The sequence below is a fragment of the Anaeromassilibacillus sp. D41t1_190614_C2 genome (genome assembly GCF_015558525.1).
Lineage (GTDB): Bacteria > Bacillota > Clostridia > Oscillospirales > Acutalibacteraceae > Anaeromassilibacillus > Anaeromassilibacillus stercoravium.
This window is the reverse complement of record NZ_JADMOD010000005.1, coordinates 47,383-60,798: the sequence shown is the minus strand read 5'-3', so window position 1 is coordinate 60,798 and position 13,416 is coordinate 47,383. Positions and strand designations below refer to the sequence as shown.

Below are 13,416 nucleotides of genomic sequence, written 5' to 3'. Positions count from 1 at the left end.
CCTCCCGAGGAGGTATGTTTGCGCGCCTACATTATAGCGCGTTCCCCTGGCATCCGCAAGCATTTCCATGCGGATTTTTAGGAATCTTTTTCTGGAAAAAGCACCCTCATAAAAGAACAGCGCCTTTGGATATACAATTTGTATTTTTTAAATAAGTTATACAAATAGTGTGCCTGGTGTGGGCGTTGGCCCCTTGTGCGGCATATACCGTTTTACATAATTATTGTATGAATCGGGACACGGCTTGGGCACAACCAGTTTGCCCGCCGCCCCGGCGGGATTCTTTTCTCACGGGCCGTCGATTTACCAGTTGTATTTTTAGGTCCGTTTGTGATATGATGGTAAGGAAAATGCGACGATTTCCTTTTGGGGCTCGTACGCCTGATTTTAGACAGGAGAGCGAATTAATCAATATGAAACGATCGAAATGCAATAGATTGCTGCACCGGGCAGCCCTCCTATTTACCGTTCTTGTCTTTGCAGCCTCTACATTTGCTGCATCGGCATCCGCAACGGAGATCACGCCGGTCCCAGACCCAACGACGCCGGTAGAGTCTACGGCGGACCCGGGTGTGCCAGGGGATTCAACGGTCAACCCCATTATTCCAAACACGGACCCCAATACGCCGGCCGATCCAACGGTCCCGTCTGGCACCGATCCCAATGCAGAGACGCCTGTGGACCCAAACAACCCAACGACCCCGACGGACCCGGGGATTTCCCCGCCGTTTGATCCCAATGCGCCTGTCACTTCGCCGGGAGAGGAGACACCGCCAACGACGGAGCCTCCCACAGACCCGAACGCGCCGGTAAATCCCGATGGGACGACCCCGTCTGATGGGACGGAGAGCCTGCCGGAAGGAACAGAATCCTCCGATACGGAGGCATCGGAGCCTGTGGAAGAGGAACCCGTGGAGGAAGAGCCCTATCAACCGCCGGTCAGCCAGAGACCGTCGGTCATCGTTGACACGGACAACGAGGAGATCAACGAGAACGCTTCCCGTGCAGCCGAAGCGACCGATGACCCGGATCTGCTTTCCTCCCAGGATTGGAGCGAGCTGCTCACAAGCGGGGAGGTCAGCCAGTCGCCCGATGCAAAGCCCTTTGAGAACATCCAGCAGCAGGAAAACCAGAGCGGCTCGAATACAAGCCAAGGATCGTTCTCCTGGATTTTACCGGTGGGAATCCTCTTGATTGTGCTTGGTTTAGGCGGCATCGCGTTCTTTGTATACGCCCAGTTCTTTGCGCCGCGGAGACGCGCGGCCTTTGATGATACGGGGGAAATCCAGGAATTTACGGACATCAGCTCCGACAGCAGCGGCGTCCAGCAGCGCGAGGACTATCTGTTTGGAGGGGAATCGGAGCCGGAAGACCTGGCGGAACCCGAGGAAGAGGAGCAGATCCCCACGGAAGAGCCGCAGGACGAAGCGGTTACGGAAGAGGGAGCGCCCCCGGTGGGTGCGCTGACAGAAGAGGCGCCCATACAAAAGAATGTTGAGATTGCCGAGCCGGAAGTGCGGTTTATTCCGGATGCAAAGCCGGGGGAGATGCCGCGTGAGGAATCCAAGGATGCGGCGGCCAATCCTTATGGATTTAAAGTCGAGATCATGAAGGATCAAAAGGACGAAAACGGGAACTTTGATTGGGACGCTTTCTTTGACAACGGGCCAAACGACAAATAAACCGGAAGGCCGTGGGCTGCAACAATGCCCACGGCCTTTTGTGGCTTTTTCCCGCAGTTGCCCATCTGGGAAGGTCCCGCCCCCCTTGCAGGAAAAACCAGCGCCGGACGCTTCCCTTGCGTGTTTCCCGCCTATTTGTTATAATGGTTTCCAGAATCAAGCCGTTCGGGTAAGCACCTGCCGTATTCAAGGCGAAACTTGGATACGGTTTTTCTTTTGGAGGCGGCTACTTACCCCAACAGAGCTGGGGGATTTATGACAGGGATGATTCCATTTTGCAGGGTTCCGGGATTCGGAGAATGGGATCTTTAGGAGGGGATGGCCGGTGGTTGAATCAAAAGGGCCAAGCGGATTTAAAAGCATCGCATATGGATTGATTACGTTCAGCTTGCCGCTCATTTTGAGCGGGATCTTGCAGCAGCTCTATAACTGGGCAGACGCCTTCATCGTGGGAAATGTGGAGGGCGAGCGGGCGTTGGCGGCGGTCGGGGCGACCACCACCGTCATCAACTTTTATCTTATGGCGATCACCGGGTTTACCCTGGGGCTTTCGATCTTGGTCGGGCAAAGATTCGGAGGGGGCCGTACGGATTCCGTGCCCCAAGTGCTGTCAACATTTTCCGTGACGCTTGGCGTGTTTTTTGCGATCCTCGCCGCGGTGGGGATTTGGTTGACTTCCCCGATTTTGCATCTTCTTCATACCACGCCGGATACGGTGCAGCTGGCAGAAGCGTATTTGCGGATCATTTTTCTGGGCATTCCTTTTTTGGCGGTTTACAATGTCTATTCCGCTGCGCTCCGTGGAATGGGGGACAGCCGCGCCCCCTTTCTGGCAGTTCTGATTTCCTCCGTTGTGAATGTAGCCTTAGATCTCTATTTTGTCGCCGTTCTGCATTGGGGCGTGTCGGGGGCTGCCATTGCAACGGTTGTTTCCCAGGCGGCCATGACGGTGTTCATCATCCTTTACGCAATCAAAAAATACCCTGTGCTGCGGTTCCGCCTGCGGCGGGGGATTGTGGACCGGCAGACCCTGGCCGGTGGGCTGCGCTTTGGCATTCCGCCGATGATCCAGTCCAGCGTCAGTGCCTTTGGAAGCCTGCTGCTGCAAAACTTTATGAATGGCTTTGGAACGCAAACAGTGGCGGCGATCACAACGGCATACCGGATCGATTCGATCGCACTGCTTCCCATTATCAATTTGGGTTCCGGGATCTCCACGATTGTCGCCCAGAGCTACGGCGCGGGGGAAGAAAAGAAAACCCGGAAGATTTATATGGTCGGTACGGTGCTGATGGCCGTTGTGTCGGTGTTGATGACGGTGCTGGTTGTCCCCGTTGGAGGCCCGCTGATTGCGCTGTTCGGCGCTGGGCCCGAAGCAGTGGAAATCGGGCGTGGATTCTTCCAACGGCTGGCCAGCTTTTATGTGGTCTATGGCCTCGCGACTGCCACGCGCGGGTATCTGGAAGGGATTGGCGATGTGGTCTATTCCAGTGTCGCAGGAATCGTATCGTTGGCGTGCCGGATTATCGCATCGTATGCCTTTGCAGGCGTTTTTGGAAACAGCATCATCGCCTATGCGGAGGCGTTTTCGTGGGGGATTCTGCTGTTGTTGTATGTTGCCCGTATGCTCTGGAAGCGGGCCCAAGCGCGCCCGCCGGCCTCCAATGCCTAACGGATTCGCAGGCGGCAAGGGAAAGCCAGAGGAAGGGGCACGGCTGGCAGATGGAAACTACTTCGTCGTTTGGGGAATTCCCGGATAGCGACATTTGAAACGAAACCAAAAAACGCATGACAGAATTTGTTCTGTCATGCGTTTTTTGCAGGAATATGCCTGTGGTGCATCTGCGGAAGAATCCTTTGCAGGCGGGCTGCCCACGGGCGGAGAGATTTATTTGGCGAGCGAAATGCTCACATTCTTGTTGAACTTTTGTGCGAACGCCTCCGCCTCGGGGCGGTTTTCCGGCTTGACCGGGACAAAGAAGGATTCCCCAGAGACGCACGGGAAACAGAGGGAGAGCTCGCCTTGCGCAGAGGATACCACGGACGCCTCCCCGACGGCGCTGCGGAAGAGATAGGCGACGTCGATGGCGTTTTCTGCGATCTTCTCCAAAGCGAGGCCCCGGCCCATGAGCGCAGCGAGATATTCCGTATCCTCTATGCGCTTCAGGCTCTTTGCGTTGCGCTTCTGCTGCTCCGGCGTGATGTTTTTATCCCAGTAATACGCCAGGATGGTATCGTCAAAGCGGTAAACGAAATCCAGATAGCTGCACATCTTGAAGGTCTTTTCCTGGAGGGAAACGATGGTATCCGCTTGGTTTTTGCTGCGCGCTTCGCTCGGCTGTGTAAAGGGGTTCCGCAGAAGAAGCTCGAATACCGGGTAGAAGAGTTCTTCCGTGGCCGCGTTGAAATGAAGCATGATGGTTTGCGGCTCGTTGTCCACCGAATAACCGATCGTCATGCGGTTGTCCAGAAGGCGATGGGAATATAGGGCGTAGAAAATGGTATCGGCCTCGATCACCGTGGGGGCCACGCCGCCCAGGGGCTGCTTTTGAATATAGAGGAGGCGGCGCCCCATCCAGGCGAGCACATACTCCGGCTTTTCCGTGACCCAGTGGTTGGTCTGCCGGACAAAAATGACCTGCGAGATGGGCATCCCCTGCTCCATCCACTCCGCCACATGCGGGCGGTACGGCGCGGGGAGTTCCTCCAACGTGTTGACGTGGCGCGGCCAAAATTCCCGCGCACGCGAGGTGTCGATTTTAAAATTTTTCAGAAACATGGCTGTGCTCCTTTACTTGACAAGAGATCCGAGGCCGGTCTGGAAGGTGACGTCCGTCCCGTCGCACACAGCCAGGATGGTGTCCTGTTCGTCGGTGCGGTAAATTTGGACGCCAGCGTCGTTGAGTTTATCCAGCGTTTCACGGTGCGGATGGCCGTAGTCGTTGTCCACCCCGCAGGAGATCACCGCATATGTGGGCTGAACCGCCTGCAAGAACGCCGCGCTGGTGGAGGTGGAACTCCCGTGGTGGCCGCATTTCAGGACGTCGCTGCGCAGGTCGTAGCCTGCGTGGAGCATTTCCTCCTCGCTGTCCGCCTCCGCGTCGCCGGTGAACAAAAAGCTCTTCTGCCCACAGGTGAGCTTTGCCACAATGGAGTAGCTGTTTAGGTCCGCATAGGAGTCGGCGTTCGGGGCGAGAAATTCCAATTTGATGCCATCGTCGTCCAGGATGGTCATCCCGCCGCGGCCGGGCGTGATCGAAAGGCCTTTGTCCGCAATCGCGTCCAAAAGGCGCTCGTAGGTGCGCGTGGTGGGCGTTTGGCTGTCCGCCACCTTTGGCAGGTAGACGTCCCCAATGGGGAATGCATTGACCACCTCATCCATGCCGCCGATGTGGTCCTCGTGCGGGTGCGTGGCGATCAAGGTGTCGATCTGCTCCACACCGAGCTGTTCCAGGTATTGGACCAACTTGTCTCCCGTTGCGTTTGTCCCCGCGTCGATCAGGATGTTCTGCCCGTCCGGTGTGCGGATCAGTTCGCAATCCCCCTGCCCGACGTCGATAAAATAGACCGAGGTGGAGCCCTCCGGGATGGCCACGGTGCCCGTTGCGTTGGACAGGATATCGTTCCAATGCAGGCGGATGCCGCTCACCGATGCAATGATTAAGATAGCTGCTACCACCAGCCAGGATGAAACACGGCGCGCCGTGCGGCTTGGCCGTTTACTCATACAGATCCCTCCCCATGATTTAGATTGGCTTCTAAAACGCATTTGACCAGCTCTTTCAGGTCTTCGCGGGTCGTCAAGGTGCCCGCGCGCCGGCGGAATTCTGCCGCGCCGCGCATGCCCTTGAGATACCAGCCGACGTGCTTGCGGGCCTCGCGCATGGCGTGCGCCTCGCCCTTGTATTGGCACATCTGCTCGATGTGCTTCACCATCACCGTCAGGCGCTCAAAAAGGCCCGGCCCGGGGATGATGCAGCAGGAGTCCGTCAGATATGCGTTGATCTGCTGGAAGATCCAGGGGTTCCCCAGCGCCCCGCGGCCCACCATCACCAGGTCGCAGCCGGTTTGCTGCAAGAGTTTTGCGGCGTCCTGCGCGCTGGTCACGTCGCCGTTGCCCATGACCGGGACTTTCACAGCTTCTTTGACCTGCCGGATGATGTCCCAGTCGGCGGAGGGTTCATACATCTGGTCGCGCGTACGCCCATGGACCGCGATGGCGTCCGCGCCCGCTTCCTCGCAGATTTTTGCAACCTCCACGGCGTTGACCGAGTTGCGGTCCCAGCCCTTGCGGATTTTCACTGTGACAGGCACGGGGACCGCCCGTTTGACCGCTGCGACGATCTCCCCGCACAGGGGCGGGTTTTTCATCAGCGCGCTGCCGGAACCGTTCCCGGCGACCTTTGGCACCGGGCACCCCATGTTGATGTCGATCACGTCCGGATGGTACGCCATCGCCTTTTTTGCAGCCAACGCCAGGACCGCGGGTTCGTCGCCAAAGAGCTGAATGCCCGCGGGCCGCTCCGCGCCGCCCAGCTCCATGAGGCGGCCGGTGTTTTTGTCGTTGTATTGCAGGCCCTTGGAGCTGACCATTTCGCTTACCACATAGGACGCGCCAAAACGTGTGCAGAGCTCGCGAAAGGCACGGTCGGTGACGCCGGCCATGGGGGCCAGCACGGCGCGCCCTTCCAATTCCAAATTCCCAATCTTTACCATTCGAATACTCCGTATTTCTTTAATATTGTTGGAAAGCCGGTTCCCGGGGAGGGTTCCCCGCCCGTATCGGGCGAAAAACCGGCTGCCTGTTCTTTTCGCAAATACCCATTGCAAACGCGGAATATAAGAAGTCAGAGGGATTCTCTGAAAGATAGTGGCAAATGACACTTTTTATTATATTCCAAAACGTTGGCTTGTCAATAGATAGTTGCTTTTGCCACGATTTTTCGCTATAATCGAAACACAACAAACGAAAAAAGGTGAAGGACATGCGATTGCCAGATCGAAATATTGCCGCCTTGTTGATGATTTACCGCAAAATCAACGCCTGGCGAAGCGAACACGCTGCGCCACTGGGTCTTTCCTCCTCGCAGGTTACCATTATCATTGAGACCTGCAAAAATAGCGGCATTTCCCAGACCGAGCTTGTGAAACGGCTTTCCCACGAAAAAAGCGTCGTGGCAAAAGCCATTGCAAAGCTGATTGCAGCCGGATATATCACCAGGGAGCAGAATCCCAAGGACAAGCGGGCGTTTAACCTGTTCCCAACGGAAAAGGCCCAGGAGGTCTACCCCATGTTGGTTGGACAGGGGGACCAGTGTATGGAACGGCTGACCGCAGGATTGACGCCGGAGGAAAAGGAGGAGCTGGGCGTCCTGCTGGAAAAAATGGTGGAGAACACACAGCTTTAAGGCGTTCGGAAAACCAAAGAGGGCGGGCCCCACGGCCGCCGGTTTCTCCCTTTTGCGGTGTGGTTGCCCCAGCAGGCGGAAATAATAAAGGATAGATGCTATTATAGCACTTAAAATTCCCTTCGGAAAGTGATATAATAAAACAATTGACTGATAAGACGGGAGAGACATCATGAAACTGCTTGTTTTGGACGGAAACAGCATCCTGAACCGCGCCTTTTATGGCATCCGCCTGCTGAGCACCAAGGAGGGGCTGTATACAAACGGCATTTACGGCTTTATGACCATGCTGGAAAAGCTGAAGCATGAGACGGAGCCGGATGCGGTGGCGATTGCCTTCGACATGCGCGCCCCGACGTTCCGGCATAAAGAGTATGCAGGTTATAAGGCGCAGCGCAAGGGGATGCCGGAGGAGCTGGCGCAACAGCTGCCGAACCTCAAAGAGCTATTGCGGCTGCTGGGCTACCGCCTGGTGGAATGCGAGGGCTTTGAGGCGGACGACATCCTTGGGACGTTGGCCGCGAAATGTACGGAGACCGGGGACACCTGTGTGATTGCCACCGGGGACCGCGACAGTCTCCAGCTTGTCAATGCGCAAGTGACGGTGCGCCTGGCGGCCACCAAAATGGGACAGCCGCAGGTGACCTTTTACGATGAGGCGAAAATTTTGGAAGACTACGGCGTTACGCCGCCGCAGTTGATCGATATCAAGGCCATCCAGGGCGACAGCTCGGACAACATCCCCGGCGTGGCGGGCATCGGCCCTAAGGGGGCGGGCGAGCTGATCCAGAAATACCATGACCTCGATCATATTTATTCAAATATCGATACGCTGGACATCAAAGAGGGGATGCGCCAGAAGCTGATCCGCGACAAGGACAGCGCTTACCTGAGCCGCTACCTGGGCACCATCCGGCGGGATGCGCCGGTCGACACGGAGTTGGCCGACTATATCCCCACCGAAGGCGACCGGGAGGGTGCGGCGCGCCTGCTCGTCAAGCTGGAGATGTTCTCCCTAATCGAAAAATTGGGGCTGAACGTCCCCACCGCGGCGCCGGAAACGAATGTCCAGGAACCCGCCCATGAGGTGGTGCAGGGTGCGCCGGACACGCTGTTTGACCAGCTTCGCGCAGCAGGGCGCGCGGATTGCCTGGTCTGGTATGAGGATGGCCAGGTGTATCGCGTATACATCGGCCGGGAGGCCCGTGTATATGAGTTGGAAGGGATGGATTTCCTGCGCAAGCTGTGTGCGTGCAGCGAGATCCGCATCAACACCCACGACGTCAAGCCGCTGTATGCGGCGCTCGGCGGCGAAGAAATCCCGGGCGGGGCGTTTGACACCATGTTGGCAGCCTACCTGCTGAACCCGTCCGCGTCGTCCTACGATGTGACGCGGTTGGCGCAGGAATACAACCTCCCGTTGGAGCTGCCGGAGCAGGAGGCGCTCAAGCGCGGCGATGTGGAGGGGAAACGGCGGCAGACGGAGGCGCTGTTCCGCGCGCAGGCGGCGGTTTTCCCCGCGCTGGTGGACAAGCTGGCGGAACAGATCGCCCGGAACAACCAGACGGAGCTTTTGGAAACGATTGAATTGCCGCTGGCGCGCGTACTGGCACATATGGAGGCGATTGGCTTTTTGGTGGATGCCGAGGGCATTGCGCAGTACGGCGAGACGCTCCAGGCGGAGATCGACCGCATTCAGGGGGAGATTTACCAGTCCGTGGGCTATGAATTCAACATCAACAGCCCGCGGCAGCTGGGCGACGCCCTCTTTGAGAAGCTCGGATTGCCGCATGGAAAAAAGACCAAGACGGGCTATTCCACCAAGGCGGAAATTTTGGAAAACCTGCGCTATGAGCATCCGGCGGTCGAAATGATTTTGAATTACCGCAGCTTGACGAAGCTGAAATCGACCTACTGCGACGGCCTGACCAAGGTGATCGCCGTGGACGGGCGGATTCATTCCAATTTCAACCAGACCGAGACGCGCACAGGGCGCATCAGCTCCACGGAGCCCAATTTGCAGAATATCCCAGTGCGCACGGATCTGGGACGCGAGATGCGCCGCTTCTTTGTGGCAAAAGAGGGATGTGTGCTGGTGGATGCGGACTATTCCCAGATTGAGCTGCGCGTGTTGGCGCATGTGGCGAACGACCAGAATATGATCGATGCCTTTTTGCACGACGACGACATCCACCGGATCACAGCCGCACAGGTGTTCCACATGCCGGAGCAGATGGTCACCCCGATGATGCGCAGCCGGGCCAAGGCGGTCAATTTTGGCATTGTGTACGGCATCGGCGCGTTCTCCCTGGCGAAGAACATCGGCGTTACCCGCAAGGAGGCGGAGCAATATATCCACGATTATCTGGCGCATTACAGCGGTGTGGACGATTATATGAAGCGAGTGGTGGAGCAGGCCAAGGAGCAGGGGTATGTAGAGACCATGTTTGGACGCAGGCGCTACCTGCCGGAACTGGCGTCCTCCAATTTCAACATGCGCGCATTCGGGGAGCGTGTGGCGCGGAACATGCCCATCCAGGGCACGGCTGCGGATATCATCAAGATCGCGATGATCCGCGTGGAGGACCGGCTTCGCAAAGAAGGCATGAAGTCCCGGCTGATCTTGCAGGTACACGACGAGCTGATTGTAGAAGCGCCCGAGGACGAGGCGGAGAAGGCCGCCGCCGTCCTGACCGAGGAGATGCGCAGCGCGGCGCAGCTGTCCGTTCCGCTGATCGCTGACGCCGGGATCGGCAAATCCTGGTTCGACGCCAAAGCAGGCTGAGCAGGCTGAGCCTGCACGCACGGCCGGCGCAGGGCTTTCTGCGAAGAGCAAGCGAAGTGACGCCGGACAGAAAGGACAAGCTCCCGTCAGGCTGAGCCTGCACGCACGGCCGGCGCAGGGCTCTCTGCGAAGAGCAAGCGAAGTGTACGCCGGACAGAAAGGACAAGCTCCCGTCAGGCTGAGCCTGAATGCACAGCCGGCGCGGAGCTCTCTGCGGGGAGCAAGCGAAGTGACGCCGGACAGAAAGGACAAGCTCCCGTCAGGCTGAGCCTGTACGCACGGCCGGCGCAGGGCTTTCTGCGAAGAGCAAGCGAAGTGACGCCGGACAGAAAGGACAAGCTCCCGTCAGGCTGAGCCTGCACGCACGGCCGGCGCGGGGCTCTCTGCGGAGAGCAAGCGAAGTGTACGCCGGACAGAAAGGACAAGCTCCCGTCAGGCTGAGCCTGCACGCACAGCCGGCGCGGGGCTCTCTGCGGAGAGCAAGCGAAGTGTACGCCGGACAGAAAGGATAAGCTCCCGTCAGGCTGAGCCTGAATGCACGGCCGGCGCGGGGCTCTCTGCGGGGAGCAAGCGAAGTGTACGCCGGACAGAAAGGACAAGCTCCCGTCAGGCTGAGCCTGAATGCACGGCCGGCGCGGGGCTCTCTGCGGAGAGCAAGCGAAGTGTACGCTGGACAGAAAGGACAAGCTCCCGTCAGGCTGAGCCTGCACGCACGGCCGGCGCGGGGCTCTCTGCGGAGAGCAAGCGAAGTGTACGCTGGACAGAAAGGACAAGCTCCCGTCAGGCTGAGCCTGCACGCACGGCCGGCGCGGGGCTCTCTGCGGAGAGCAAGCGAAGTGTACGCCGGACAGAAAGGGGAAGCTCCCGTCAGGCTGAGCCTGAATGCACGGCCGGCGCGGGGCTTTCTGCGGGGAGCAAGCGAAGTGACGCCGGACAGAAAGGACAAGCTCCCGTCAGGCTGAGCCTGCACGCACGGCCGGCGCGGGGCTCTCTGCGGAGAGCAAGCGAAGTGTACGCCGGACAGAAAGGACAAGCTCCCGAAGAGCAAATGATAATGAAAAGAAGGGAGGGGGAAACGTGTTTATCTGCCCTGTCTGCGGAAATCTGTTGCAGAAAGAGGAAAAAGCCTATATATGTCCGAAGGGGCACAACTACGACCTGGCGAGAGAGGGATACGTTTATCTCCTTCCGCCCAATAAAAAGCATTCAAAGGACCCCGGCGACAACAAACAGATGGTGGCCGCACGGCGTGCGTTTCTGGAGACGGGCCTGTATCAGCCCTTCAGCGACGAGCTGGACCGGCTGGCGCTGGAGTGCCTTGGGAAAAACGGGTCGCCGGTCGTGCTGGACGCGGGGTGCGGGGAAGGCTATTACACCGGCCGGTTGGCGCAGGCGCTCGGGGAACGGGCGCGGGTGTTTGGGTTTGATATATCCAAATGCGCGGTGCGCGCTGCGGCAAAGCGGTACCGGGAGATCGCGTTTGCGGTGGGAAGCAGCTTCGGGATCCCTTTTGCGGATGCTGCGGCCGACCTGGTGGTGAACGTCTTCGCGCCGATTGTCCCCGAAGAGCTGGCGCGCGTGGTCAAACCGGGCGGCCACTTCATTTTGGCGGTGCCGGGGGAAAGGCATCTCTATGGTCTGAAAGAGATTTTGTATGAACATCCGTATGAGAACCCCTATAAGGAGACGGAGTATCCTGGATTCACCTTTTTGCAGCGCACTGCGGTTGCAAGGGAAATCACGATCACCGATCCGCAGACCATGCTCAATTTGTTTGCAATGACCCCATATTATTGGAAAACCGGCGTTGAGGGCGGGGAAAATCTGCGCCAAACGCAGCGGTTGGAGACGCATATTGAATTTCATTTTCTGGTCTATCAAAGAAATCTTACATAAATTTCCGAAAGGGGCGGGCACGCGTGGAAACGACAAAACGCGCGCGGGAGGAAGTCCGATGGGAGGACATGCTGTTCCTTCTTTTGATTTCCGGCGCCGCGCTGCTGACGCGGTTTTACTTATTTCCGATTGAGTCGAACGACTACCAACAATTCTTACAGAACTGGTTTGCAACCTTGAAGGAGAACGGCGGGCTGGCGGCCATCGGGATGAACATCGGCGATTATATGCCGCCGTACTTTTATATTTTAGCGTTGCTGACCTATCTGCCGTTCAACGATTTGTATTTGATCAAATTGGTCTCCTGTACGGCGGATTTTGTATTGGCCTATTATGTGATGCGGGCGGTTAGCCTGCGGTATCCCGGAAGGCCCCAGGGCTTTATGGCCTATGCGGTGGTGCTCTTTTTGCCCTCGGTGGTGTTGAATTCCGCGGCATGGGCACAGTGCGACGCGATGTATACTGCGGCGTTGCTCGCATGCCTGTATTATCTGTTGGTCAACCGTCCCAACCGGGCGGTGCTGGCGTTTTCCATTGCGTTCGTGCTGAAATTGCAGGCGATTTTCTTTGCGCCGTTTTTGCTTTTGTTGGTTTTGAAGCGGAAGATCAAATTGCGCAGTTTGGTGCTAATCCCGGCGGTATATATTCTATCGATTATACCAGCTGCAATCATGGGCAGGAGCCTATGGGACCTGCTCACCGTGTATGTCTCGCAGTCAAAGCTCTATACGAGCCTTTGCATGTCCATCCCGAATTTGTATGCGTTTCTCGGGAATGTCGCCTCCGAACCGTTGGGGGATGCGGGCGTTATCTTCGCGGGTGGCGCGGTGCTGATGCTGCTCTATGCGCTGTACCGGAAGGAATACACCATTACGCCGGATATCCTGGTGACCATCGGGCTGCTGTTTGCCATCTTAATGCCGTTTATCCTGCCGCACATGCATGAACGGTACTATTTCCTGGCGGACATCGTCAGTGTGGTGTTTGCGTTCTATTTCCCGAAAAAGCTCTATGCGGCGGTGATTATGTGCGTTTCGTCCGCCTGTGCGACCGCGAATTATCTGTTTGGATTGGTGTATTACCCGCAGCAACTTCTGGCCATTGCAATCCTGATCAACCTGGTATTGCTGATGAAGCACCTGTGGGAGCTGCTTTCGCAGAACCCCATCCAGCGGCGCGTGGAGGCGGCGGTATGAGCCTTGCGATCGTCCCGATGGAGGGGCGGCATCTGAACGAACTGGCGGAGATCAGCCGGTTGTGCTTTTCCATGCCGTGGAGCCGGGACGGGCTGGCGGCGGAACTCTCCAGCGATACGGCCCATTTTTGGGTGGCGGAAGAGGCGGGCCGCTGCCTCGGGTTTGCCGGGATGCACGCGGTGTGCGGGGAGTGCTATGTGGACCTGGTCGCCGTGCATCCGGCGGAACGCCGCCGGGGGATTGGCGAACGGTTGGTCCGGCAGATGATTGCATGGATGGAGGAACAGCACGGGGAATTCATCACCCTGGAGGTGCGGGTGTCGAATGCGCCCGCGATTGCCCTGTATGAAAAGCTGGGCTTTGAGCAGGCCGGCGTGCGCAAGGGGTTTTATGAGGACAACCACGAGGATGCCTTGCTCCTGACCCGGCCCGCAAAGGGGATTCAATAA

At 57.7% G+C, this 13,416-nt stretch carries 10 protein-coding genes; 7 read left to right on the top strand and 3 right to left on the bottom strand.

The genetic code is table 11. The features are described 5' to 3' along the window. Nucleotides 1-413 precede the first annotated feature (413 nt). Together I2G69_RS06015 and I2G69_RS06010 are read left to right on the top strand one after the other, a co-directional pair. Complete coding sequence (locus tag I2G69_RS06015) at nucleotides 414-1,682, top strand: hypothetical protein (protein ID WP_191441138.1); 1,269 nt, start codon at nucleotides 414-416, stop codon at nucleotides 1,680-1,682. Between the two features lie 325 nt (nucleotides 1,683-2,007). Then, nucleotides 2,008-3,354: an MATE family efflux transporter gene (locus tag I2G69_RS06010; protein WP_191448501.1), complete on the top strand. Its 1,347-nt coding sequence runs from the start codon at nucleotides 2,008-2,010 to the stop codon at nucleotides 3,352-3,354. A 216-nt stretch (nucleotides 3,355-3,570) separates the two neighbouring features. Here I2G69_RS06010 and I2G69_RS06005 read toward each other — a convergent pair whose 3' ends face one another. The 3 genes from I2G69_RS06005 to dusB are packed head-to-tail and all read right to left on the bottom strand — an operon-like array spanning nucleotide 3,571 to nucleotide 6,398. Beyond that, nucleotides 3,571-4,461, bottom strand: a complete 891-nt coding sequence (locus I2G69_RS06005) for a hypothetical protein (protein ID WP_191405499.1) — start codon at nucleotides 4,459-4,461, stop codon at nucleotides 3,571-3,573. Nucleotides 4,462-4,473: 12 nt separating this feature from the next. Continuing rightward, complete coding sequence (locus I2G69_RS06000; protein WP_207727199.1) at nucleotides 4,474-5,409, bottom strand: ComEC/Rec2 family competence protein; 936 nt, start codon at nucleotides 5,407-5,409, stop codon at nucleotides 4,474-4,476. Next, the gene (gene dusB / locus I2G69_RS05995) at nucleotides 5,406-6,398 is read right to left on the bottom strand and encodes a tRNA dihydrouridine synthase DusB (RefSeq protein ID WP_191441134.1); all 993 of its coding nucleotides are present in this window, start codon (nucleotides 6,396-6,398) and stop codon (nucleotides 5,406-5,408) included. Before dusB ends, I2G69_RS06000 begins: the two co-directional genes overlap by 4 nt. A gap of 275 nt (nucleotides 6,399-6,673) precedes the next feature. On the opposite strand from dusB, the gene I2G69_RS05990 reads away from it, so the two are divergent. The 5 genes from I2G69_RS05990 (at nucleotide 6,674) to rimI (ending at nucleotide 13,416) form a co-directional block, all read left to right on the top strand. After that, nucleotides 6,674-7,090 carry a MarR family winged helix-turn-helix transcriptional regulator gene (locus I2G69_RS05990; RefSeq protein WP_172749574.1) on the top strand — a complete coding sequence of 139 codons (417 nt, stop codon included), beginning with the start codon at nucleotides 6,674-6,676 and terminating at the stop codon, nucleotides 7,088-7,090. Nucleotides 7,091-7,262: 172 nt separating this feature from the next. Beyond that, nucleotides 7,263-9,875 carry a DNA polymerase I gene (gene polA / locus I2G69_RS05985; RefSeq protein ID WP_191395837.1) on the top strand — a complete coding sequence of 871 codons (2,613 nt, stop codon included), beginning with the start codon at nucleotides 7,263-7,265 and terminating at the stop codon, nucleotides 9,873-9,875. 1,077 nt (nucleotides 9,876-10,952) lie between these two features. Beyond that, on the top strand, nucleotides 10,953-11,771 hold the full coding sequence (locus tag I2G69_RS05980) for a putative RNA methyltransferase (protein ID WP_195560407.1): 819 nt from the start codon (nucleotides 10,953-10,955) through the stop codon (nucleotides 11,769-11,771). 23 nt (nucleotides 11,772-11,794) lie between these two features. After that, nucleotides 11,795-12,967: a glycosyltransferase 87 family protein gene (locus I2G69_RS05975; protein ID WP_195560406.1), complete on the top strand. Its 1,173-nt coding sequence runs from the start codon at nucleotides 11,795-11,797 to the stop codon at nucleotides 12,965-12,967. Continuing rightward, complete coding sequence (gene rimI, locus I2G69_RS05970; protein ID WP_191395834.1) at nucleotides 12,964-13,416, top strand: ribosomal protein S18-alanine N-acetyltransferase; 453 nt, start codon at nucleotides 12,964-12,966, stop codon at nucleotides 13,414-13,416. The genes I2G69_RS05975 and rimI overlap by 4 nt, the downstream gene beginning before the upstream one ends.